19 protein-coding genes and 1 tRNA gene are annotated in these 24,342 nt (G+C 29.1%); 5 read left to right on the top strand and 15 right to left on the bottom strand.

Annotated elements, in window-relative coordinates:
• Positions 1–193: 193 nt before the first annotated feature.
• Positions 194–1,867, top strand: coding sequence for a hypothetical protein (locus tag GCL60_RS06750; RefSeq protein ID WP_153419498.1), 1,674 nt, complete (start codon positions 194–196; stop codon positions 1,865–1,867).
• Positions 1,868–1,881: 14 nt separating this feature from the next.
• Positions 1,882–2,919, top strand: a complete 1,038-nt coding sequence (locus GCL60_RS06745; RefSeq protein WP_153419496.1) for a hypothetical protein — start codon at positions 1,882–1,884, stop codon at positions 2,917–2,919.
• 87 nt (positions 2,920–3,006) lie between these two features.
• On the opposite strand, the gene GCL60_RS06740 is transcribed toward GCL60_RS06745, so the two are convergent.
• The 4 genes from GCL60_RS06740 to GCL60_RS06725 all read right to left on the bottom strand — a co-directional run bounded on the left by GCL60_RS06740 (position 3,007) and on the right by GCL60_RS06725 (position 6,831).
• Positions 3,007–3,885, bottom strand: coding sequence for a hypothetical protein (locus tag GCL60_RS06740; RefSeq protein ID WP_153419494.1), 879 nt, complete (start codon positions 3,883–3,885; stop codon positions 3,007–3,009).
• 155 nt (positions 3,886–4,040) lie between these two features.
• The gene (locus GCL60_RS06735) at positions 4,041–4,415 is read right to left on the bottom strand and encodes a RidA family protein (RefSeq protein WP_153419492.1); all 375 of its coding nucleotides are present in this window, start codon (positions 4,413–4,415) and stop codon (positions 4,041–4,043) included.
• 95 nt (positions 4,416–4,510) lie between these two features.
• Positions 4,511–6,031, bottom strand: coding sequence for a D-glycero-beta-D-manno-heptose 1-phosphate adenylyltransferase (rfaE2, locus tag GCL60_RS06730; protein WP_153419490.1), 1,521 nt, complete (start codon positions 6,029–6,031; stop codon positions 4,511–4,513).
• Positions 6,032–6,087: 56 nt separating this feature from the next.
• Positions 6,088–6,831: a hypothetical protein gene (locus tag GCL60_RS06725; protein ID WP_153419488.1), complete on the bottom strand. Its 744-nt coding sequence runs from the start codon at positions 6,829–6,831 to the stop codon at positions 6,088–6,090.
• A 76-nt stretch (positions 6,832–6,907) separates the two neighbouring features.
• On the opposite strand from GCL60_RS06725, the gene GCL60_RS06720 reads away from it, so the two are divergent.
• Together GCL60_RS06720 and GCL60_RS17355 are read left to right on the top strand one after the other, a co-directional pair.
• Positions 6,908–8,761, top strand: a complete 1,854-nt coding sequence (locus tag GCL60_RS06720) for a hypothetical protein (RefSeq protein ID WP_153419486.1) — start codon at positions 6,908–6,910, stop codon at positions 8,759–8,761.
• Positions 8,762–8,960: 199 nt separating this feature from the next.
• Positions 8,961–10,832, top strand: a complete 1,872-nt coding sequence (locus GCL60_RS17355) for a S10 family peptidase (protein ID WP_419964830.1) — start codon at positions 8,961–8,963, stop codon at positions 10,830–10,832.
• 3 nt (positions 10,833–10,835) lie between these two features.
• Here GCL60_RS17355 and GCL60_RS06710 read toward each other — a convergent pair whose 3' ends face one another.
• From GCL60_RS06710 to GCL60_RS06690, 5 genes are all read right to left on the bottom strand, one after another.
• The gene (locus GCL60_RS06710) at positions 10,836–11,522 is read right to left on the bottom strand and encodes a hypothetical protein (protein ID WP_153419485.1); all 687 of its coding nucleotides are present in this window, start codon (positions 11,520–11,522) and stop codon (positions 10,836–10,838) included.
• Between the two features lie 146 nt (positions 11,523–11,668).
• Positions 11,669–12,853, bottom strand: a complete 1,185-nt coding sequence (locus GCL60_RS06705) for a CDP-glycerol glycerophosphotransferase family protein (RefSeq protein ID WP_153419483.1) — start codon at positions 12,851–12,853, stop codon at positions 11,669–11,671.
• Between the two features lie 77 nt (positions 12,854–12,930).
• Complete coding sequence (locus GCL60_RS06700; RefSeq protein ID WP_153419482.1) at positions 12,931–13,866, bottom strand: TIGR00282 family metallophosphoesterase; 936 nt, start codon at positions 13,864–13,866, stop codon at positions 12,931–12,933.
• On the bottom strand, positions 13,856–15,430 hold the full coding sequence (rny, locus tag GCL60_RS06695; protein ID WP_153419479.1) for a ribonuclease Y: 1,575 nt from the start codon (positions 15,428–15,430) through the stop codon (positions 13,856–13,858). The genes GCL60_RS06700 and rny overlap by 11 nt, the downstream gene beginning before the upstream one ends.
• Before the next feature lie 385 nt (positions 15,431–15,815).
• Positions 15,816–15,898, bottom strand: a tRNA-Leu gene (locus GCL60_RS06690).
• A 209-nt stretch (positions 15,899–16,107) separates the two neighbouring features.
• On the opposite strand from GCL60_RS06690, the gene GCL60_RS06685 reads away from it, so the two are divergent.
• Positions 16,108–17,127 carry a YeiH family protein gene (locus GCL60_RS06685; RefSeq protein WP_202614003.1) on the top strand — a complete coding sequence of 340 codons (1,020 nt, stop codon included), beginning with the start codon at positions 16,108–16,110 and terminating at the stop codon, positions 17,125–17,127.
• A gap of 7 nt (positions 17,128–17,134) precedes the next feature.
• On the opposite strand, the gene GCL60_RS06680 is transcribed toward GCL60_RS06685, so the two are convergent.
• The 6 genes from GCL60_RS06680 to htpX all read right to left on the bottom strand — a co-directional run bounded on the left by GCL60_RS06680 (position 17,135) and on the right by htpX (position 24,250).
• Entirely contained in the window at positions 17,135–18,541 is a 1,407-nt protein-coding gene (locus GCL60_RS06680; protein WP_153419477.1) for a DHA2 family efflux MFS transporter permease subunit, read from the bottom strand.
• 42 nt (positions 18,542–18,583) lie between these two features.
• Positions 18,584–19,990 (bottom strand): DHA2 family efflux MFS transporter permease subunit, encoded by a 1,407-nt coding sequence (locus GCL60_RS06675; RefSeq protein ID WP_153419475.1) that lies wholly within the window; start codon positions 19,988–19,990, stop codon positions 18,584–18,586.
• Between the two features lie 3 nt (positions 19,991–19,993).
• Entirely contained in the window at positions 19,994–20,824 is an 831-nt protein-coding gene (locus GCL60_RS06670; RefSeq protein WP_153419473.1) for a nitrilase-related carbon-nitrogen hydrolase, read from the bottom strand.
• A 68-nt stretch (positions 20,825–20,892) separates the two neighbouring features.
• Entirely contained in the window at positions 20,893–21,609 is a 717-nt protein-coding gene (locus tag GCL60_RS06665) for a hypothetical protein (protein WP_153419471.1), read from the bottom strand.
• Positions 21,606–22,736, bottom strand: a complete 1,131-nt coding sequence (locus GCL60_RS06660; RefSeq protein ID WP_153419469.1) for a PorV/PorQ family protein — start codon at positions 22,734–22,736, stop codon at positions 21,606–21,608. Before GCL60_RS06660 ends, GCL60_RS06665 begins: the two co-directional genes overlap by 4 nt.
• Positions 22,737–23,350: 614 nt before the next feature.
• A complete protein-coding gene (htpX, locus tag GCL60_RS06655) occupies positions 23,351–24,250 on the bottom strand; it encodes a protease HtpX (protein ID WP_153419467.1) in 900 nt (299 codons plus the stop codon).
• Positions 24,251–24,342: the final 92 nt, after the last annotated feature.

Raw genomic sequence — 24,342 nt, 5'->3', positions numbered from 1 at the left:
AAAAAATATTAAATAATTATTTTATAATTTAAATTTACTATTTTAAATAATCTATTTAAATAATTAATTATTATTTAAAAATACAGCTATTGTCTATGTAAAATTATATGATAAAGTAAATTAACATATAAATATTAAATCACTTAAATAGTTATGTGTTTATATTAAATAATTAAATAAAAAAGAGAATAATATGCATCTCCAATTGTTCAATCCTTATAAAAAATTTCGGGATCATAAAATTTCATTTGAATATCACAAAATTGATTTTACATTGGATTCAAATAATAAAAATAAAATAAATACAGTTGATTATAAAGAAACCTATATAGATGCAAATAAAAATTTACATTCTGTTGTTGTAAGTGCAGCTACTGATATGTATATTAATAACAATGATTCAAATAAAAATGTTTTGCTCGAATTTTCAAGAAAAATAAGTGATAGATATTATTGCATATTAAAGGCTTATAACGATTATATGGAGAAACGTGATAAAAAAAATAAAACAGACAATGTAACTTTAACAAAAATTAAAAATCTAAATTTAAATCAAATATTAACGACAGAAAATAAATATTTAATTCAAACTATTAAAGATTATGTAACATGTGATGGAGCAAGTAATAAATATTTTGGAAATGCTGGTTCAACTCCACAAACTTGGATTCTTTATTTTGAAAATAAATTTATAGGACAAGAGAATTTTATAGAATTCAGGCATAGGTTATTTTTTGTATATAAATTAATGGGTTTTATGAATTCTTGTATTCAAAATGAAATTTTAATTAAAGAACTAAATAAAATCATTAAAAGTAAATATAATTTAAATATGGATGACTGGTGTATTAATGTTGAATATGCTCAATATTTAAATCATCGCTGCGAAAATACTAAAAAGAAGATACCAGTTTATAAAACAGGTCCAGCCGCCTCTTTAAACGTTTTTTTAAGGCAAGGAATTGATAACGATGATATATATTTGGAAAGAAAAAATAATTTAGATATTGCTTCATATCAAGATATAGCTGACAAAAAATTTCACTCTTATAGCCCCAAATTATTTGATGTTGTCATTAGCGAAAGAGAAGCAATGGCATTAACAGGGGATTTAAAAAAAGATATTAGAAATACACCAAACTCAAAAAGACCCATTTCCTATATTTCTGGAGCTCTTACCTATGAATATATAAGTAATCCAGCAAATAAAGATGCTCAAAAATATTTAGAAATTGCAAAAGAGCTTTGTCTTCCAATTATATGTGGAATATCTGGTACGATGGATTATTCCCTTTCAATGGCAGCACTTGTGTTTTTAGGAATAAAAAATAAAAAACAAGATTTAGAATATCAAAACATTATAAAACTAGCATATATTACTTGGATGTCTATTGGGTACGATCATACTCTCCATGAAATGCTTTTTTCAGCAACATCTTATGGTATTCCTTATATTCCTGGCCCCTATATAGTTGATTATATTTATCCAAATGATATTGATTTTAAATTGAAAATTGAAGAAAAACTCAAAGAAATTGGTTTGGATCTTCCTTCAAATATTTTAAAAGACTTTATTTTGACGAAAAATATAACGAATAGTATTGTAGGAAAGTCAATCTTTGCCCTTGAAAGTATTGCGAAATGCTCTGGAATTGTAAGAATGGTTCCAATGCAGCAAATTAAAGACGAAGTTTATAATTTAGAATTTCCAAACATAAGGCATTTAGGAAGAAAATCGGTTGGCACTAAAGATAGAACAAAAATTTATGATCCAAGCACTCAGTTAACATCTACAAGAACTGTTAATTCAAATCGGTTTACAAATAAAAATACAGAATTTACAAAAAAATATGCACAACACTTTTAAGGCCTGATGGAAATATGACCGTTTATAAGTGCACAGAAAACATAGGTTTTATATATAATTTACATGCATTAAAGAATAAAGGCTGGAAATACGTTTTTAGACAAAATGCAATAACAGATGCAAAATGGTGGTTAGGTGATCATAATTCTGATAGGGCTCAAAATGGAGCTTATTTTATTAAAATTGATCAATTGCGTTCAAATTTATTAAAAAATGCGAAAATTAAAGCTAAAGCAGATTTATTTAATGAGTTATTGCTTGGATTATCTAAAAATGCTTTATTGGGTTTATTTATTAGACAGGATGAAAATTATTCAAGTCTAGATGAAAGAAGCATATTTAATATTATTATTGGATATTTATCTATTAGATATCAATTAAAGCTTAATTTACCAATTTTTCATTTTGATAATCCCAAAACTAGCATAAATAAAAATAATAATGAAAATAGAATAAAAGTACTAACTCTTGAATTTTTTATAGATTTTTTACTAAATCAAAGGAATCTAAACAATCAAAAGAAACAAAAGAATCAAAGTAGTAAAATTAGTGCTAGTGATTTAAGTCAAATATATTCTTATATTTGGGGAATAAATATAACTGAAAACTCAAAAAAATATAAAGAAATTGAATCTTTAAGCATGGATGAATTCAAAAGAAAATTAAATAAAAAATTAGAGGGTGCTTTTGTCCTTGAAAAAGATAAATTAAAAATTGAGAAATTTTATATTGATACATTAAATAAAATGTTTCAATTTTACTCTAATCAAAGTTGTGATGTTTTAATTAATAAAACATCACCAGATAACGCTTCTATTAATGCTTCAATAAGTAGTTCCTCCTATTCTTTATCTTCAAACTTGCCAGCAAGCGGTTCAAGTCTTAAGCTTCCTCCGCCCCCACCATCTTTATTAAGATCAAAATCAAAAATAGTTCCCATTACATCACCAAATGATGCATCTCAAATTATTTTTGATACAAATACAGAAGTAACACATTCAAATCTTCCTAAATTTTTATATAATGAAGAATTAAAAAAAGTGTTATCTTAAACTTTGATCTAGTTTTTAGAGATAAAAGAGATTAAAAAAGGGTATAGAAAATAAAAATTGCATATTAAGATTAACCAATAATTTTTTTTAACTTGGTTTTAAAACAATAACCTTAGCTCTGCGTTTTACTATCCAAGCTGATTTTTCTTTACTAAAAAATGAAATTGAAGGTAAAATTTCACCGATTACAAGTGATTTAATTTTTTCGCTTTCTTCAAATATACCAATTTTTTGGGATAATTTTATGATTAGATAAAACTCTTCTGCAGTGCAATGTTCTGTTACTTCAGCTGTTTGAAGTTCTGGGGCATAAGGTTTCCAAATACTATCATCTATTTTTAAATTATATTTTTCTAATTTAAAATTTATTTGTGCAAATTGATGTTGGACGATTTGAAGATTTTTTTGAAGTTTAGATAAGTGTATTTCAGCGTCTTTTGAATTTAATTTATCTTCAATGGCACTATAAAGAACAGAACGAATTTGTTTTGCTAAAAGATTTGTTGTTAGAAAATTTCGCATAAATTCAGCTATTTCTATTGTACCTGAACTTTCAATGGTATCTGTTTGAATATTAACGATATTTGTTTTTGCTTGAACAAGATCCTGTGAAGCATTTTGAATAAAAAAAGTAGCTCTATCAAATGAATCCATTATTTTTTCTTGTAATGCTTCTTGTTTTGCTGGTAGATTTTCTAATGCTTTAAGCCGTTCCGAAATCGTTTGAATATGATTTTGTTGAAAACTTAAACTCTCTGCTAGTTGATCGGAAAGCGATTTAATAGATTCCATATTTCTTTGATTCATAAGAATTAATTCTTGATTTTCAGCACGTAGTGAATTAACTACTTTTTGACTTTCAAATCCAAAAATACGCGTTAATAACGAGGACTTTTCTAAAGTATTAAAATTTTTTGCAGCTGGAATAGGCTTTATTGCTGTTTTTTGCATGGGTTTCATGTTCATATTGAGACCTCCTCTTATCGCATGCTAGGAGGTATCTTATACTTGTAGAAAGCATTTCGTCAAAAAAAATAAAAAGAATCTGTCTTGAATAAATATGAACCTTTTAAAAAATCATATAAAATTGATTAAGTCATTATGAAAATGTACTGTTACTTTTACAAAGTAGCAATACATTCAATTTCTACCATTACATCTAATGGAAGTTTAGCTACTTGAACAGTCGAACGTGCGGGAGCATGTCCTTTAAATAAGCGCTCGTATACACCATTCATTTTTTGAAAATCATCCATACTCTTCAAGAAAACTGTGGTTTTAACTACTTTTTCAAGACCAGATCCAGAATTTTCTAAAATTGCGGACATATTTTTAAATACTTGTTCTGTTTGAGATTCAATTGTCGTTGCCTCTACAGTCATTGTTGCTGGATTTAATGGAATAGAACCTGAGCAATAAACCATGTTACCTAATACAATTGCTTGTGAGTATGGGCCAATGGCTTTTGGTGCATTTTCGGTAGCAATAATTTTCATTTAGTAAATTCCTTAAATAAATTATAAACTAAAATCGACATGTTGTTTTTATCTTAAAAAAAGTTCAGGAACAAGTTATATTACTTCCTATTTAATTATCCGCCAATTTGTGCTTTTTGAATAATTGATGTTGTGCTTCTTCCTGGTAAAAGAGAAATAAGTTCTACACTTCCACCCCAAGATAAAACTTCTTTTGCACCTATTGTATTTTCAATTGTGTAATCAGCGCCTTTTACTAAAATATTAGGTTTTAATGCTTTAATAAGTTCTATAGGTGTATCTTCTTCAAATATGACAATATAATCAACGCATGCTAAAGATGCTAAAATAGCGGCTCTATCCGATGAAGTTTGAACGGGTCTTGAAGGACCTTTTAATTTAGAAACACTGCTGTCTGAATTTAAACCGACAATTAGTAAATCACCTCTTGAGCGTGCTTTCTGTAAATAATCAACATGACCAGCATGTAATATATCAAAACATCCATTGGTAAATACAGAGCGTTTGTTTTGAATTTTAAGATCCTGTGAAATTTGAGTAAGAGAATCAAGGCTCATTAATTTTTCAGGATGTATTGCTTCGTTTCTCATTTTTAATGCTTCTAAAAATTCACTTAAAGAGATTGTTGCTGTTCCAGCTTTTCCACAAGCGATACCTGCGGCTATATTTCCAAGTTCTGTAGCTCTTTCAATAGAAAGTCCTGCTGCAAGACTCATCGCTAAAAATGAAATAAGAGTATCTCCTGCGCCAGAAACATCGGAAACTTGTAAAGCATGGGTATTTATTTTAAGAGTTCCATCAATATTTTTACCCTTGCACATAACACCGTGTTCAGAAAGACTCATTACTAAGTTTTCGCTGCCACTAGTTTCTAAGTAACAATCAGCAATGGTATTTATTTCTTCATCAAAATTAGTAAATAAAGAACCTGGTTTAATTACTTTTAAAACAGATCTACCTTCATTTAAATTCGGTTTAATCACTGTAGAACCTGCATAACGAAATACATCTTCGCTTTTAGGATCTGTTACAACAGGAATATGATATTGTTTACTTAACTTAATCAAAGAACGTATTAACGTTTTAGTTAAAAATCCTTTTCCATAATCTGAAATAATCAGACAGCGGTTTCCACCAAATTTTAAAAAGTTTTCATAAAGATCTAAAACCCTATTTTCTTCTTCTTGAGAAATTTGTTCATTTTTTTCTTTATCTACACGTACTATTTGCTGAGCCCCTGAGGTAAGCATATTTCCAGAAACAATTCTCATTTTTGTTGTAGTTGGAATTTCTTTAGAGATAATAAGAGAATGAATATCTATACCAAAGTCTTCAAGGATGCCTTTGAGAACATTCGCTTCGGAGTCGTTCCCTACTCTTCCACACAAAAAGGCCGCTCCACCCATTGAAGCCACATTAGCCGCCACATTTCCAGCTCCACCTGGAACTGCTTTTCTATGTGTTTCTAAAACAACAGGTACAGGGGCTTCGGGAGAAATGCGAGAAACTTTTCCTTCTATGTACGTATCAAGGATAATATCTCCAGCAATGAAAATACGTGTATTTTTTAGTGAGAGCACATCTTCAGGCGTAGAATGTCTTTCCATCTTTATCATCTAACAAAATCTCCAAAATTGAAAAGGAGTTGTACCTCTAACGTTAAAATGAATTATCAGTTTGGTTCTTGAAACTCAAGAACAATGAATAAATTGTCCTTATTTGGATTTTGAAACTGAGAAGAAGGGTAATTAATTTCCCTTATATGTTCAAGCCATTGCAAAAATTCATCTTTTGGTATGCTAAATATTTGCTCTTCAAAAGCTTTTTTGATGGATTTATCTAAAAAAGATGAACTTCCCATTTCAGGATTAAGTTCTATTAGCTCAAAATTATGGGTTTTTCCATTTTCATAAGTAATTTTAAAATGTGCTTTATATTTTTTTGGAAAAAGGTTTTGTCCAAGCAATGATTTAGGAAGTTTAAGATTACCAAATGGATTTATAACTACTTCGTCTTTTAGCGATTCCGATAATTTATCAGTTTTTGAAATAGTTTCATTTTCTAATGAAACATCATTTTTTATTTTTTTTTGATCAATAGAATTTTTATTTAGATTAGAAATTTCAATTTTATTTTGATTTGAATGATTTATTTTCTGAAAATTATTTTTAATTAGCTTTGTTGATTCTCTTTTGTTTTCTAAAGGAATATTTTGTGGTTTATCAAAATTTTTTATGATTTTTACATGTAAAATATTTTCTTTATGGTTTTTGTTTAGAGTTATTTTTTGATTTTTTTGTTGATAAGTAAAAAAAATAATAAAAACTACAAAATGAATGTGAAAAGACAAAATGAGAGAACCATAGTTTTTTAAAATATTTTTGTATCGCTTTTTTTTATCATGAAGTAGATTCATGGTATTCTTTCTTATAAACAATAATACCTAATGGCAAAACTGGTTCTATTCCAGCGATCAGCTTATGGGGAATCTAATGTCAAAACAACTTAAGGTTTTTATTCTATCCTTTTTGGGATTGCTAGCGATTGGAGCTGCTATTGCTTTATTATTTTTTCAAAACGAAAAATTTGAAATTAAAAAAAGCATCCCAGAAGTTGGAGTCGCCAGTGCAGCACAAGATACAAAAGCATTCCCTGTACCAGAGACAGCAACCTCAGATTTGAAATATAATTCTTGGTATGTCATTAAATTAGGAAATATTCCTATCGGACTTGTTGTTGTTGGAGTTGAAAATCAAAACACAGGTTTTCCTTTAAATTATACCGTACAATTTGTAAGTAGAATTGGATCTTCCCCACTATTGTCTGTTTTAAAGGGAGATTTAACTGTCGATGAATCCCGTAATTATAAATTACAACAATCTCTATTATCAAATACTGAAAATGGATCCTTTAAAGAAATTCAAAATTTATGGAGACAAGAAAAAGATGGAGTTTTGCAGCTAGCAAAAGATTCAGGAGCGAGTCTACTAGGTATTATTCCAGCTAGTTTAACAAGAGCAAAAAATAAAATACAACTTGATGAAACATCTAATTTGTTCTATTTTTCTCCAAAAGAAACAAGTTCTAAAGTCAATAAAGTATTTATACCATTTATTGGTTCTTTTTTTAATTTACAAGATGTTGAACCAAAATATGATGATGATGGATTTTTAAATTTTGGTAAAATTGTTTTTGAAGGTGGAGCTGAACTTAGCTTTACAAGAATTACAAAAAGTAAATATAATGATTTAACAAAAACAATTGCTGAGACTTTAATTGACTTTGGTTGGTTTTCATCTTTAACGTCTATGAAAACCGAGTTTGAAACATTAAAAAAATCTCTTGATTCTTGCGCAGGTAGAACTTCCAGTCTTAATAGTAGAATGATTCGTTATTTACCTCAAAGCTCTTATTTGTCTTACAGAAGAATTATTAATATGTCCCATTTTTGTTTGAGTTTAAATAGGGAAATAAATCAAAAGGAACAAGAGCCGTATAATCAAAAACTAAATATTATTTCTAATTCTGTTAAAGCTTTATTAAAAGAAAACGCACAAGAGTTACCTTATTTTTTAGCATATTCGCCTGATACTATTTTATATTATAATGATACCATTTCATTTCTTTGGCCTAGAATAACTTCACTAATTACACAGACTGCATTAAATGAATTGGAAAATAATTTTGAATTAGACAGAAGTAGAAAATCATTGGTTGGAATTCAATTAAATATTACAAATTTACAACCTAGAGCAGTTGTAAGAGCTCAAATTAAATTAATAGATTCATCTTTAAATTTCATAATTGAATCAGCGAAAAATCCTAATATGAGTTTATCGAGTTTAAATGATGTCCCTGCAAATATTGAAAAATCCCTTGGAACATTTTATTTAAATGGACAATCTTTTGCAAAAAAAATGGATATCAATTTTGATAGCATGTGTAAAATTAATAATGGGAAAATTGGCATTGATTTAGGTGACGCGCCTCAATTTGCAATCAATTCAGATTCTGTAAGAGGGGTATGGGATGTCCAAACACGAATAGAAATTGCTAGACAATTTGCAATTAAATCTACAATATCTAAAAACTGTTCAAATATTTATTTTAGAGTTCCTCTAAGTATTGAAAAGGCTTTTTCAAAAGAGCTTGATCAATTTAAAAGTGAAACATTAGGTTCTGAAAATGAATTATTATTATCAAATAACGTTCAAAAAAAATTATGGATACTTCCAGGTAAGTATCGCTTGGTTGTGACATCGTTAGTAACTGGCTCTGTGATGTCTGCCCAAGAATTTTCAGTTTCTAGTGGTATAAATACAAATGTTACTGCAAAAATAAATTAAATTTATAATCTTTATACAAAATAAAATTTTAATATAAAAAATCTTAATAATAAAAATATGTAATTTCTATTTTCCTTTTTTTATTTTTAAGAGTAATATTTTTTAAATTACGTAATTGAGGATTTAATTTAAAAAATTTAATAATAAGGATAATATAATGGATTTTATCTTAAAAAATTATGGAAATTTATGTAAAAAAATGATTGCTATTTCTATAATTTTAGGCGCAATTAATAGTTGCGGTAAATCTAGTAGTGTGAAAAATACTTCATTATCGAATGAAAATTCTTTACTAGACCAAGAAAATGCAAATTCGGGGTTGAATCAAGTTGAAAAACCATTTTTTGATCCCATAATTTACGGAAGTGGACCATATGATTTCGTCACAGATAAAACAGAAGGTGAAGCTATAAGCTATAATAGTATTATAATTAATAATAAAAAAATAAATTATACAGCAACTGCAGGTCATTTGGTTACGATTAATCCAAATACTTCTTTTCCAAATGCTAAAATATTTTATGTTGCATTTACTGCAAATAATAAAGAAGCTGAAACTCGTCCTGTTACTTTTTTATACAATGGAGGACCTGGATCTTCTGCTGTTTGGTTATTATTGGGATCTTTTTCTCCTAAAAGAATAAAAACATCTTTACCAGATTATACTCCTCCAGCACCTTATACTTTAGAAGATAATCCTGATAGTTTATTAGATAAAACAGATCTTGTTTTTATTAATCCTGTTGGTACGGGATACTCAACTGCCATTGCTCCAAATAAAAATCAAGATTTTTGGGGTGTTGACCAAGATGCCATGTCAATCACAGGATTTATTCAACGTTACTTAACCAAAAATGGAAGATGGAATTCACCAAAATATTTAATGGGAGAATCATACGGCACGCCAAGAAGTGCTGTTACATCATACTTTTTACATCAATCTGGTATTGATTTGAATGGAATAACTCTAATTTCTTCGATTTTAGATTATAGTAAATGGTGGGCGCCAGAAGGAATGTTACCAACCCTTGCAGCAAATGCTTGGTATCATAAAAAAACAATTGGTGTTCCGAGTCAAACGCTTCCTCAGTATATGGAACAAATGAAAACATATTCTAAAAATGTTTATGCTCCTGTGGTTCAAAACTGGATAAATAATTATAGTCAATTTAATAAACTTTTAACAAATAATTCTGATCCTGTTATTAAAAATGAACTTTCCGATATGCTAAAAAAATATACGAATTATAATGATCTTATTACTGTACTTTCTATGGGTACAACTGCAGAAAAAACATTATCAAAACAGCTTTCTGATCTTATAAATAAAATGAATGTTATGTCTAATTCAATTGCACAACAAACTGCAAATTACACAGGATTGGATGCTTCTGTCATTCAATCACAAACAGTATTGCCTTATAATCAAGCTCCATTTTCTGATATTACAGATTATGCGATAGGGAGATTGCTTGCAGATAAAGGAAAAGCGATAGGTATTTATGATGGTAGAGCAACTGGTATTTACACAGGAATTGTTAAAAATATTTTAAATTATCTCGATAGAGATCCATCAACTGTTAATGTTCAAGCAGCTTATACTGCGGCTTGGAATTTTTACTTAAATGGTGAATTAAAATATTTTTCAACTTCAGCTTTTCAAGATTTAAATTTAGCTGTGAGTAATAATTGGGATTATACACACATTGATCCTACTGGAGAAAACAAAGGAGGAAGCGGGCTTTATACAGCAGGTGATTTAGCAGCTACTATGAGTTTAAACCCTGATTTAAAACTATTTCAAGCAAGTGGTTATTATGATTCTGTAACACCTTTTAATCAAACTAATTTAGATTTAGCTGGGATGGATATTGAGCCAATTATTAGAAAAAATATTGAAATAAATGTTTACCCATCTGGTCATATGATTTATTTAGATGGAAATTCAAGAACAAAAATGAAAAATGATTTGAGTAAATTTTATGACAGTACGACCCATGATCCTTTGAGTATGCAAAGAATTTTAAAGTTACAAAAAGATACTTTAAATAGTAAAATGAATGTGAATTAATTTTTAGTTATTTTGGGGTCTAGGTTTTCTGGATTCTCTGAGAAGAATAGCTCTTTCATTTGCAAGCCAACTTCCATCTATGGATGGTTTGAAAAAATAGGTTTGTGTATCTTTTTTCTTTTCATTCTTAATAACATCTTGATTTATAACTTTTGTTTCTTTTTTTATAATATCTTGAATAATAACTTTCTTTTTGTCTGTATTTAAAATTTCTTTCTTTTTATTTTCTTCCGCTTTTTCTTTATTTAATTGATTTCTTGCATGTCTTAATAAAAAAGCTCTCTCATTTGCAAGCCAGCTTCCATCAATGGATGGTTTAAAATAATTGTTTCTTTTTATTCTTTTGTCTGGTTTAGTAAAACGAATAATTTCAGAATTTATATAGCTCCCGTTTGGGTATTCTGATGTTAATTCAATGTACTCTATTTTTTTATTTTCATTATAGTTAGCAACTAGATTGTATATTAAGCACTCACTATCAAAAGAATATGAGACAGCAACACAAATTAATTCTGACGCGCATGACATATTTATAAAATCCACATTGTTTAGTTTTGTATCATTTTTTTGTAAATACTCATTGAAAAATGGAACAAGAGGATTTTCGTTTAAAATAATATCTTTATGATCAATGCTATATGAAAAACTTGGAAAAAAAAATATTGAAAAAAGTGAATTTTTTAAGCGCATATTTAGTCCTTTTAAAGGAAATTAAATAAATAAAAAATTTTTTTAAAGGATTCGAAAGTTATATAAAGATTCAGTATGAATCGTAACATCTTTTTTTTATAAGTCAATTTTAATTTTTTTATTTTAATTTAAATTTAAAAAACTCATTATTTAATGAGTAATGAAGAATAAATATGTTCAGTTGAGTTTTTAGGAATAATTTCTTCTATATTTTTGGGCAATATTTTTGTATTTTTCTTTTTTAAAATTTTATCAATCTCATTACGAAAATTATTTTTGTTAATTAATAATTGAGGAGACCAGCCCTGCTGAATTGCTATATTTGTATAAGAAGTATTTTCAATGTCAAAATATAAAGATGGAACATTTATAAATAAGGATTGAATACCAACTGTCGATCTTTGGCTTATTACTAAATTAGAAATAGTAACTAAAGAAACTGTAGGAAATTCATTCTTAATAACGATAAAGTTCTTTAAGTTTAATTTTTTAATAATATCAGTCTCAAATTTCCCATTAACTGCAGGATGAATACTAATAATAAAAAAAGAATTTTCAATAGAACTAGACTTCTGCACAAAATCTTGAAATACACTTTCATATTCTTTTCCATATCCACCAATAAATGTTATAATATTTTTATCGGGATCAATATTTAATATTTTTTTAACTTTTTGAATGTCGGTATTTTTAGATTCTAAAATAAATTTATCTATTGAAGGTTGTCCAACTATTTTAACTTTATCTTTCATTATATTTTTTTCATTTAAAAAATCATAAATATTATTTGAAGGAACAAGTATTTGGTCTAATTTGTTATTAAAAGGTGTTATTATTTTTAAATCAGGTAAAGAAAACCCATCGTAAAATCCAATTAGTTTTACTTTAGATGTATGATGGTAATAATTTATTATTTGACTTTGATAGCTGCTAACTAAGCCTGTAATTACTTTTTTAGGATTATAACAAGATGTAACTTCATGAAGAATTTTTTCATTCATTTTATTTTCGCGAGATGTAGATTCTCCAATCATAAAATCATTGCTACAGCTTTTATTGATATTAATAATATTTTTGGTGAAATTTGATTTTTCAATTGCGTTTAAAGAACCTTTTCCTAATAAAAGTATTTTATATTTTAAATTTTCTTTTTCCATTTTTTCGATCACAGGTAGCAATGAAAGTGTTTCTCCTGCGTCATAAAATATATATAGATAATCTATGTTATTATTTGCATTATTTGAATTGATGGAGTGACATGAAGTTATTAAAAATAATACTAATAATAAAGTTATAAATTTATGTTTAAATAACGAAAAATAGGCAGACATAAATTTCCTTTGGTATAGAATAAATTATTTATATGATATAATGGTTAATAATTATATCATATTTTTTGAGAATAAAATTAATTTAAATTTTTAGATATACTTGTAACAATCCAATTTTCTTCTTCAATGCCTCTGCATTGTAAGCGGTGACAAGCAATTGAAATATTTAATTTGGGACATATTTCAATTAAAAATCCGCAAAACCAAAGTTCATTTTCAGCTACTTCATGAGGAAGTTTTATATTTGGATTCGTAAATTTTGTAATAACTCTATGTTTATCCATTCCTATGACACTGTCATAGGCTCCTGTCATACCAACATCCGTTAAAAAAGCAGTTCCCTTATCGGTGAGACGTTCGTCGCTTGTAGGTGTATGAGTATGAGTTCCGATTAAACCTGCTAAAATACCATCGTAATACCATGCAATAGCTTGTTTTTCAGAGCTTGCTTCGGCATGAATATCTGCAATGACAATATTTGATCCCGACTTTACTTTGTCTTCAAAATTATTTTTTTCTTTTGTTAAAAATTCAAATGGATCTTTATATTCTTCTTTCATTGCAAAATTACCCATTAAATTAATAATGTTTAAATTTTTGTTTCTTTCTGGAAGATAAAAAGTAGGTGCTTTATCTATATCGCTAATGCCATTTAAATTTTGTGGTAAAATGAGATCTTTGTGATTTTTACGAATGATGTGAACGTCTGCTTTGTCTTTCCAATGATTTCCCATTGTGAAAGCATCGACTCCTGCTTGTTTCATTTCTTCATAAATTTTGGAGGTAATACCAAATCCTCCAGCAAGATTTTCTCCATTAATTGTGACGAAATCGAGTGGAATTGTTTTTTTTAATTCGGGAAGAATTTTTTTAACAATTTTTCTTCCGCCTCTGCCTAGCACATCGCCAAGCATTAAAATTTTTATACTTTGTTGTTTTGGTTTTAGAATTTTTTCAAATGAAGAGTAGAAAAATTCACCTGTGAAATGATTTAATAAAATTTTACTTTGCAAGATGTGTAGCTCGCTGTTCTCTAACCATAGTTACTTTAATGTTGCTTGCTTGATGAAGGTCGTGACGTAATCTTTTTGCTACAGATTTAGCAAGTAAAGTGACAGCTTCGTCATCCATAACGGTAGGAGATACCATGGCTCTTACTTCTCTACCAGATTTAATAACGAACGCTTGTTCAACGCCTTCAAACTCTTCTACAGTAGATTCCATGTCTTTTAGCCTGTCAATTGCTTTTTCAAGAAATTCTTTTCTTGCACCTGGTCTAAAGTTACTGAGCATATTGGCGGTTTGTACAACAACGGTAATGGGATTAACTCCATGAAGACTTTCGCTGTGATGTTTTGCTGCGGCTTCAATAACTTCAGGGGATTCTCCATATTTTTGTAAAAATAAAGCCCCAACATGAGAATGACTCCCTTCGGATTCTTCATCTAAACTTTTGCCAATATCATGAAGTAAAGCAGCTCTTTTTGTAAGACGTACGTTAATATCTAGTTCTGCGGCTATAATTCCAGCTATTTGTGCTGTTTCAATAGAGTGTTGTAAAACAGATTGGCCACCTGTTGTTAGGTATTTTAGTTTACCTAAAGCTTGAATAACCTCAGGATGTAGTCCAGTAACACCACAATCAAATGAAGAACGTTCACCGGCTTCTCGGATCATTTGCTCAAATTCGCTTCTTGTTTTTTGAACGACTTCTTCAATTCTTGCAGGGTGAATGCGACCATCAGCAACTAAACGTTCTATTGCGGTTTTTGCAATTTCTCTACGAATTGGGTTAAAGCATGATATAATAACAGCTTCAGGCGTGTCATCAATGATTAAGTCAACTCCCGTTGCTTGTTCAATTGTCCTGATATTACGACCTTCTCTACCAATAATACGACCCTTCATATCATCTGTGGGTAAACTTATTACAGAAACAGTGGCATCTGTAACAAATTCATTTGCAATTCGTTGAATAGAAGTGGCTATTATTCCTCTTGCTCTTTCATCAGCTATTTTTCTTGCTTCTTCTTCGGCGGAACGAATTTCGGCGCTAGCCGATTTTCTAACCTCAACTTCTATTGCTTTTTTGAGCTGTTCTCTTGCTTCTTCTTGGGAAAGACGCGCTACAGTTTCAAGTTTAAGTTTACTTTCTTCAAGTGTCTCAAAGGATTTTTTAAGAGTTTCTTGAATTTTATTTTCTTCAACTTCGATAGCTTCAAATTTTTGTTTTAAATCTTTTTCTTTTTGATCTAATTGTTGAGCTTTTTTTTCTAAGGTCTCTTCTCTTTTTTGAATTCGGGTTTCAACTTTTTTAATTTCTAAGTTCTTTTCTCTTTGAAGACGCTCAAAGTCGCGGCCTTCGTTAATTGCGACTTCTTTTGCTTCTCTAAGGGCCTTTTTTACAAGTTCTTCTGCTTGAAGCCTAGCTTCAGACAATCTTTTTTCAGCCTCTTCGTGCTTAAATTTCAGCTCTCGCGCCAAGGCTCGCATATTCATGGTATGAACGCCTAAAAACGCAAGGGCTGCCACAGCTACTCCAATAGCTATGATTAATACGTATTCCCAAGCTCCCATTTTTTAATAACTCCAAATAATAACTTTTTTTAATATAGCTCCATTGTAAATCCTTTTAGGGACATACATGGCATTTTACAGTTTTCGACCTTAGAACATCGTATAGATTTTTACCAGTAATAGATATAATGTGGAATACCTTAAAATTAAAAAATAAAAATGCTCAGTTTTTTAGAATTGAGTATTTTAAGCTTTCGTTTTTGAGTGGTGTTGTTTGTCAATTCGATGTCACCAAAATAGGAAAGGAGGCTTAGGTTTGAGATAAGCATTCCAATAAAATACCATTTTTTTAAAATATCTTAAATTAATAATCCATAAATCAGATTTACTAATTTGGCTATTTTAATTCTCGTTGTTTTGATTGGGAATTTAAAGAAATAAAGAATGGTGCGGATGGGCGGACTCGAACCGCCATGCTTGCGCACACGCCCCTCAAACGTGCGTGTCTACCAATTTCACCACATCCGCAGTGAGGGGGTTAGTAACTTAAGGAGTAAAAAAAATCAACTTTTTCTATCAGGAATTTTTAAAAAAGAGATTTTTATTAAAAAATAAATAATATCAATATTTTATGTAATTATTCTGATTCCTCTTTGCATCGATTTCTATTTTATTTTCTTTGATATATATCCAAAATAGGATTGCTTTGTTTTTTTTAAATTTTGCTAGGATTATAAATGAAAAATAAACAAAAAATAGAAAAAAATAATATGAATTTTATTAATAAAAAATTGTCGCAAATATTATTTCCTTTTGTTGCCATTATTTTAATATTGTTGCCTTATATTAATGAGCAAGTCGCAAAGATGGCATCTGGTTTAGCTGTTATTTCAGGAATTTTGTTGTCCTTAATTTTTGGAAATCCATATCCTGAAAAAACAAAATTTATTGCTTCCGAATTATTGACCTGGTCCATAATTGGATTGGGGTTTGGAATGAATTTAATCACAGTAGCAAAAGTTGGATTTTCTGGAATTGGATATACTGTTATTGGAATTTTATTAACCGCTTTAATAGGATTATATATTGGAAAGATTCTCAATAATAAAAAAGATATTTCAATTTTAATTACGTTTGGAACTGCAATATGTGGTGGCAGTGCAATTGCAGCTCTTTCACCAACTATCAAAGCAGATTCAAATTCCATTTCTGTTTCGTTAGCTATTGTATTTTTATTGAATGCGAGCGCTTTATTTATTTTTCCTGCTTTAGGTCATATTTTCAATTTATCTCAAGAACAATTTGGTTTGTGGAGCGCTTTATCTATTCATGATACCAGTTCTGTAGTTGGTGCAAGTATGCAATATGGTGAAAAAGCCCTTGAAGTAGGTACAACTGTAAAGTTAGCCAGAGCTTTATGGATTGTTCCTGTTACTTTAATCGTTGGGTTTTTATTAGCCAATAAATTAAGCAATTCAAACAGCAGTGTTAAAGCAAAAAAACCTTGGTTTATATTAGGGTTTTTAGCTGCTGCCGCCATAGCCACATGGGTTCCTTGGGCAAAAGCGCCTGGATTATTTATAAAACATATTTCAGAAAATGCTTTAATTCTTACTTTATTTTGTATTGGTGCAAATTTATCTAAAGAAGCTTTAAAAAATGTTGGTATAAAACCTTTTATACAGGGAATTGTGCTTTGGTTAATTATGGCATCAGTGACTTTAATTTGCATTTATTTTAGTATAATAAATGTTTAAAAAATAATTAACTTGCTCCACGGGACGCTTCTTCGCCATCATTCTTTTTTAAGCCAAAGCTTGCAATAATTTGAAGTAAGATAATTCCAGATAAAATAAAAAATGTATAATGAAACGACTTTATTCCTTCTTCTGAATGTATATTTGTTTTTAAATTATCTAAAAAAGTTATTAATAAAAAAGAAACAAGTCCTACGGAAAGTCCTGCGGAAAATTGTCGAATTGTAATATCGAGACTTGTTGCATTTGCAGATTTATTTTTAGGAATATCAACATAAATCATAGGTCCATTGCTTGACATAAGTAGTATATTAAAAAATCCTAGAAAAAAACAACATATACAAATATAAATATAAGAACTTTCTCTTGTTATAAATCCAATAGAAATCAACGAGAAAAAAATTCCAATAGGCGCGAAAAAAATAACTTTTTTAAATCCAAATTTTTTAATAAATTGAGGAGAAATCCCTCTCATTACCATAGCACCAATAGCCATTGGAGATATTAGTAAACCAGATTTTAATGGTGTCATACCAAATTGAATTTGAAACATTAAAGGTAATAAAAAAGCAACTCCAGCTGTTGAAATATAAGCAATAATATTTCCAATCACTCCAATTTTAAATGTTCTATACTTAAATAATTGTAAATTTAAAATAGAATTTTCTTTATATTGAATTGCATGAAATATGAACATAATAAAAGTTATAATTCCAATCGATGACATTACTTTTATAATGTAACTGGGAATAATGCTTTCGCCTATAGATTCTATTGCAAGTGCCAGACAAGATAATGATGTTCCAATTAATAAAAATCCTATAATGTCTGCTTTTGTTTTATGTTCTGCAATTTCATTTTCAATATATTTTTGAGTAAAATATAGGGCGCATAATCCAATTGGAATATTAATAAAAAATATCCATCTCCAATTTGTATATGTTGTTATTAAACCTCCAATTAAAGGCCCAAGAACGGGACCTAATAGTGCAGGTAAAAAAATGTACATAGTAGCTTTTACTAGTTCGCTTGGTGGAAAAACTCTGACCATAATAAGTCGAGCTACGGGAGTCATCATGGCTCCTCCAAAACCTTGAAGAGCTCGAAATATGGAAAGCTCAATAAGTGAGTTTGAAAATCCACAAAAAATAGAACTGATTGTAAAAATAATAATGGCTGTTGAAAATACTGTTTTTGTTCCATAAGTATCCGCAGCCCAACCGCTTATAGGAATAAATATGGCTAAACTGATTAAGTAACTTGTTACAGCTAATTTTAAATTAACAGGATAAGTTTGAAATGATTTTGCAATTTCTGGAATTGCCGTGTTTATAATTGTGGAATCCATCATTTCCATGAATAAAACAGAAGATAATATCCACATAATTATTTTTTTATTTACTGGAAAATTCATGATTTTTTCTTTCAATTAAAGATTAAGCTAATAGATTTTATATTATGATAAACCTTTAGATGCCTTCTCTCCATCATTTTTTGCTAATCCTGAACTTATAAAAAACTCGATTAAAATAATTCCTGCTAAAGTAATAAAAGTATATCTAAATGCATTTATTGCATTATCTGAATAAATATGATTATTTGTAAAATTTAAAAAATAAGTAAGTAAAAGTGTCGAAAAAGCAATAGATATTCCAGAAGAAAACTGCCTAATTGTACTATCTAAGCTTGTTGCATTAGAGGAGTTTATTTTAGGAACATCAACATATATTAATGTTCCATTGCTAGACATGAGTGAGATTGAAAAAAAACCTAGTAAAAAGCATGAAATAATAATATATGAATAACTACTATTTATATTTATATATGAAAGCATTATTAAGGAAACAAAAATACCAATAGGAGTATATGTAATTACTTTTTTAAATCCAAATTTATTAATAAATTTTGGTGCTATTCCCCTCATAAACATAGCTCCCACTGCCATTGGTGCAATAAGTAAGCCAGAGACTAAAGGTGATAATTTAAATTGTAATTGAAATAATAAAGGAAGCAATAACGGAATCCCTCCTGTTGAAATAAATGCAATTACATTTGATAATGTACCAATTCTAAATGTTCTAAGCTTAAATAACTGTAAATTTAATATAGATTTATCTTTTATTTTTAAACTATGTAAAATAAATAATATCAAACTTATAACTCCAACTCCAAAAATAAAATATAATATATTATTTGGTATTATTTTTTCACCTATAAACTCTAAAAATAAAGCCAGACAGGATAATGATGTTCCAATTAAAATAAATCCTTTATAATCTAACTTTGAATTTGAATTTATAACCTCATTTTCAATATATTTACTTGCAAAAAATAAACAGATTATTCCTATTGGGATATTAATGAAAAATATCCATCGCCAAGTTGTATATGATGAAATAACTCCCCCAATTAAGGGGCCAAGAATGGTTCCAATTCTTGCAGGGAGAAATATATACATTGTAGCAATAACAAGCTCATTTACAGGAAAAACTCTTACCATAATGAGTCTTGCAACAGGAGTCATTAATGCTCCTCCAAAACCTTGTAATGCTCTAAAAAAAGCAATTTCATAAAGTGAATTAGATAACCCACAAAATACAGAGCTTATAGTAAATATTAAAATAGAGAGAGTAAAAATTTTTTTTGTACCATATTTATCAGCAGCCCATCCACTTATAGGAATAAATATAGCTAAACTAATAAGATAACTAGTTATAGCTAATTTTAAATTTATGGGTTGTGTTTGAAACGTTTTTGCAATTTCAGGAATGGCTGTATTTATAATAGTTGAATCTAGCATTTCCATAAAAATAACGGAAGATAAAATCCACATTGTTATTTTTTTGTTTAATGGAAATGCCATTTTCTAATAAATTTTCCTATCAGCTAAAGCAGGTAACCTATTTCTTGATTCAATTACATTTTCTTTGTTAATTTCTGCTTGTAATATTCCAACTTCTTCACCAAGTTTTGCAACAATATTTCCCCATGGATCAATAATCATACTGTTACCGTAATTTCTTTTTTGACCATTCAAAAACTCACCTGTTTGATTACAAGCTACCACATAACATTGATTTTCAATAGCGCGGGCACGTAACAATATTTCCCAATGATCTTTTCCTGTTTGCCAAGTAAATGCTGCCGTTACAAAAATAATGTCAAAAGGAGTTGTTTTCATCTTGTCATTATTACGAATTATTTCAGGAAATCTTAAATCATAACAAATTATATTTAAAGCATTCCAACTTCCATCTCTTGTTTCAAATAAATAACCTTCAGGGGATTTTCCATATTCAAAAGAATTGCTTTCGCAATAAAGTGCTTTTCCATTTTTATCGATTAAGTTAAATAAATGTAGCTTTCTATATATGGAAATCATTTCTCCATTTTTATCAAAAGTTACACAAGAATTAAATACTTTATTTGGATTATTATTAATTTCTTCAGAGTGACTGCCGCATACTAAAATAACTTTATTTTCTTTTGCTGCATTTTGTAATTCTTTAAAAACACCTTCTCCTATTTTATTTTTTGTTTTATGTCTTAAAGATTCATCACCCATATAAGTAAACATTTCTGGAAGTACTATAATTTCAGCACCCTTATTTGATGCTTCTGAAATATATTTTAAGGCAATACTTACATTTTCTTTTAAATCTGTTTGTGGATTCAATTGGATACAAGACACGAGCATAACTACTCCTTCATTTAAGAAACCTTTATATTTATTTATTAATCCTGGTTGTGAAAAATAGCTAGAGTTTATTGCTGTGAATTTATAAAATTAATTACTTTTGCCGAGTTTGATGCTCCGGAACTTGCGTTTATTTGATTGATAATATTTGCTAGCATTCCCGATCCTGTGTTAGTCCCAGACTTAATTCCGGCATTATTAAAATTTGTTTGAGTATTTGTTAAATAAGTATATACTGAATTTGCATCAGTTGTGCTCATTGAGTTAGTCTGGGAAGTCGAAATAGATCCTGACGCATTTAAACAGTCTGCTTTAATTATTAATATTGCTAAACTTGAATATGCTGTACCAAGTTGATAATTTTGATTGGCATTCATTTGGCTTGAGGAAATTAAATTTAAAGTTGTTACTGCTTTTGTTAATAATGTAATATTTGTTTGATTTCCCTGAGGCATTGCGCTTAAAATAGCTTGAAAATTATTTTTAGAATTACTAGAATTATTTAATATAGATACCATTAAATTTAAAACATTTACTCCAGCTAATAGCATATAGGATGTTGCTAATAGACCTATAGCTTGTTGGTCTCCTGGGTTTGAAGAAACATAAGGTTCCAGCAAGCTAATAGAAGAATTATAGTCTCCTGTATTTATATAGTCTTCCGCTTGTTGTTTTGTGTCTCTTGTAGTTAACGAGCTAAATACATTTTGATTGCCACAGGAAGTATATATAGGAAAAGAAGTTATAAGAAATGCACAAATCCATTTTTTTAATTGAGTTTTCATAATAGCCATCCTACAACGGCACGACCAAAAATTCTCTGGCTCGGATACTCGCCAAGTCTGGAACCTATTTCTTCTGTATACATTCCTCCATCTAATCTTAAAAAACTGATGTGAAGAAATGCTCCAAAAGTAGGGTATCCTTGATTTAAACCCGCCATAATTCCAAATGTATCACTTAGAGTATACTCAAGCCCTACATGAACCCTTTTCCCAAAGACAGCATTTTGAACATTTGTTACGTCTCTAATATCTGATGAAATAATAACGCGACTTCTTTTTGTTCCAAAAGAAGTACTAAATCCTAAATCTAGGACGGTTGGTTCAGAAAATGGGGATGTGCTTCCATCTGGAGTTGTCCATTTATATTCCATTCCAATGTTTCGATAAACTAACCCAAATTGAGTGCTATATTCTTTGCTTAATATATATATTAAGCCAATATCAGCTCCAATTCCTGCTCCTTGATTTAATGAGTTATTTATCACTGAATTTAATGAATTATTTGATAATTGAGTTTCTGCAGACAAAGTGGATAAACTTAAGTTTACTTCTTTTTTTTGTAAATATTTTCCACTTATTCCCAAATAAAGTCTATCATCATAAAAATTATTTGATAATGTTAAGTAAGCACCAACTCTATTTGCCGCGTAGATATTAGCGGTTGGAATTCCTGTATTTGGATCGATTCCTTCATATGCATTTCCATTTGCTCTGTCTAAAATTCCTAAAGAAACTTTTCTAAATATAAGTCCTGTATAGTTTTGAGCAGCACCACTAAAAACGGTATTTTGATTTTGAGCTAAAATCTGTAATGCGCTCGTGTTACCTCCGTTATAACTATTGTATAACTGCCCTAAATTTTGCGTAGCTTCAACTTGAGGACTTGCAGCAATGACTTCACTTAATATTCCTTTGCCTTGAGCAACTCCTGCTGGGTTATAAAAAATAGCTTCCATACCTTTTGCTGTAGCTATACCAGTATCTCCACGTCCCAGAAAATAACCAGAACGATATTCTCTTTGTAGTTCTTGTGAATAAGAATTTTGGAATGAAAGGAATAAAATATAAGGCAAAAGGGAACTTAAAAATGGAAATATGATAATTATTTTTTTACTAAATCCATCCATGGATTTTCCTTTAGCCCTATTTTATTTATAGCTTGTTTTATATCGGTGAGAGCGAAACTGAATTAAATTTAGCTTATAGGATTTCCGTCAATATTAATATTAGTTTGGCACCTTAGCGCCCCCTCTTTATCACTTATATATTCCAAAGTATGTTCTGGCTTATTTTCTTGTGATTCGTTTGTGCATTTAATAAATCCACAAATATATTTTTGTGGGCTTATTATTTTATTTGAAAGAAAATTTGATAAATATTCATAAGCAATTCCAAAGAATCTTTTATCACCAGGGACAAGGATAGTGGTTTTTTTCTGTTTCTTTGAAATTCTGTATAATTTTAAGTTATCATTTTCACCAAAAATATTTGTCTGAGTTGATTTTAATTTTTTAGGGTGCTTGATCTAAAGATGCTTTAGCTTCAGGTTATAAGAAATATTCCAAAAATAAATAATTTTTTTATTAAAGTTTCATTACATAATCAAAAGAGCATGATAATAATATTCTTAAATTATAGCTAATTTTTTTTAATACTTTGAATTTAAAGTTAGCAATAAAATATACGCACTATAATATAGTAAATATATGATTAAAATTTAAATATGTTTATTTAATTAAAATTACATAATTTGATTATTTTGTTTTAAAGCTTGGATACGGACTTCTAGTGGGGGATGAGTAGAAAATATCTCTAAAAAGCTAGATTTATTTGAAATTTTAAATGCAGCTATGGATTTTGGTGTTTCTTCGCCTTCTGGTAAAGGATTTTCATAAGCTCTTTGTAATGCAGCAAGAGCTGAAATCATACTTGATTTTCCAGCTAATTGAGCGCCACCTAAATCTGCTTTAAATTCTCTCTTACGAGAAAACCAAGCTACAGCTATAGAACCTAAAATGCTTAATAAGATTTCAAGAACAATCACAACTACGATATTTACAAGAGGTCTGATATCTTCTTTTACAAATTGTGTCGTTGCAAAAGCAATAATTCTTGCAAAAAACATAACAAAGGCATTCACAACGCCCTGTACCAACGTCATTGTTACCATATCGCCATTTGCAATATGTGATATTTCATGAGCTAAAACGCCTTCTATTTCATGGCTATCCATTCTTTGTAATAAACCAGATGAAACAGCTACAAGGGATCTGCTTTTTGATGGTCCTGTTGCAAAAGCATTGAGATCGGGGCTTTCATAAATACCGACTTCAGGTGTATTTGGTAAACCTGCTTTTTGGGCAAGTTTTGCAACTCTATTATATAAATTTTTTTCCTCTGGAGTGCAGTTTTCTGGATTGATGGCTGTGATTCCCATGGAAAATTTTGCCACCCAGCGAGAAATCGCTAAACTAATAAAGGCGCCGCCAAACCCCCAAATTAAACAAAATATCATTAAGCTACTGTAATTTATGCCTTTAGCGCTCATATAATGATTAACGCCAAGAACAGAAGTTACAATTGTAATTGTTACCATTACTAAAATATTTACAAGTAAAAACAAAAATATTCTTTTTGCCATATCGATATTTCCTCCTCTATCGAACATAGATAAGTTATACTATACAAAAGTACTATGTAAAAAGATTTAAATGCAAATTTAGATATTTTTAA

It is taken from the genome of Silvanigrella paludirubra, assembly GCF_009208775.1.
Taxonomy (GTDB): Bacteria; Bdellovibrionota_B; Oligoflexia; order Silvanigrellales; family Silvanigrellaceae; genus Silvanigrella; species Silvanigrella paludirubra.
This window is presented reverse-complemented; position numbering and strand designations above follow the sequence as displayed.

What these genes read in the sequence shown, in the direction of transcription:
- GCL60_RS06680 (WP_153419477.1), bottom strand. Translation starts at nt 18,541, where the DNA reads ATGAATTTTCCAGTAAATAAAAAAATAATTATGTGGATATTATCTTCT.
- htpX (WP_153419467.1), bottom strand. Translation starts at nt 24,250, where the DNA reads ATGGCAAAAAGAATATTTTTGTTTTTACTTGTAAATATTTTAGTAATG.
- GCL60_RS06740 (WP_153419494.1), bottom strand. Translation starts at nt 3,885, where the DNA reads ATGAACATGAAACCCATGCAAAAAACAGCAATAAAGCCTATTCCAGCT.
- GCL60_RS06675 (WP_153419475.1), bottom strand. Translation starts at nt 19,990, where the DNA reads ATGGCATTTCCATTAAACAAAAAAATAACAATGTGGATTTTATCTTCC.
- GCL60_RS06660 (WP_153419469.1), bottom strand. Translation starts at nt 22,736, where the DNA reads ATGGATGGATTTAGTAAAAAAATAATTATCATATTTCCATTTTTAAGT.
- GCL60_RS06720 (WP_153419486.1), top strand. Translation starts at nt 6,908, where the DNA reads ATGTCAAAACAACTTAAGGTTTTTATTCTATCCTTTTTGGGATTGCTA.
- GCL60_RS06710 (WP_153419485.1), bottom strand. Translation starts at nt 11,522, where the DNA reads ATGCGCTTAAAAAATTCACTTTTTTCAATATTTTTTTTTCCAAGTTTT.
- GCL60_RS06705 (WP_153419483.1), bottom strand. Translation starts at nt 12,853, where the DNA reads ATGTCTGCCTATTTTTCGTTATTTAAACATAAATTTATAACTTTATTA.
- GCL60_RS17355 (WP_419964830.1), top strand. Translation starts at nt 8,961, where the DNA reads ATGATTGCTATTTCTATAATTTTAGGCGCAATTAATAGTTGCGGTAAA.
- GCL60_RS06725 (WP_153419488.1), bottom strand. Translation starts at nt 6,831, where the DNA reads ATGAATCTACTTCATGATAAAAAAAAGCGATACAAAAATATTTTAAAA.
- GCL60_RS06685 (WP_202614003.1), top strand. Translation starts at nt 16,108, where the DNA reads ATGAAAAATAAACAAAAAATAGAAAAAAATAATATGAATTTTATTAAT.
- rny (WP_153419479.1), bottom strand. Translation starts at nt 15,430, where the DNA reads ATGGGAGCTTGGGAATACGTATTAATCATAGCTATTGGAGTAGCTGTG.
- GCL60_RS06665 (WP_153419471.1), bottom strand. Translation starts at nt 21,609, where the DNA reads ATGAAAACTCAATTAAAAAAATGGATTTGTGCATTTCTTATAACTTCT.
- GCL60_RS06735 (WP_153419492.1), bottom strand. Translation starts at nt 4,415, where the DNA reads ATGAAAATTATTGCTACCGAAAATGCACCAAAAGCCATTGGCCCATAC.
- GCL60_RS06750 (WP_153419498.1), top strand. Translation starts at nt 194, where the DNA reads ATGCATCTCCAATTGTTCAATCCTTATAAAAAATTTCGGGATCATAAA.
- GCL60_RS06745 (WP_153419496.1), top strand. Translation starts at nt 1,882, where the DNA reads ATGACCGTTTATAAGTGCACAGAAAACATAGGTTTTATATATAATTTA.
- GCL60_RS06670 (WP_153419473.1), bottom strand. Translation starts at nt 20,824, where the DNA reads ATGCTCGTGTCTTGTATCCAATTGAATCCACAAACAGATTTAAAAGAA.
- rfaE2 (WP_153419490.1), bottom strand. Translation starts at nt 6,031, where the DNA reads ATGATAAAGATGGAAAGACATTCTACGCCTGAAGATGTGCTCTCACTA.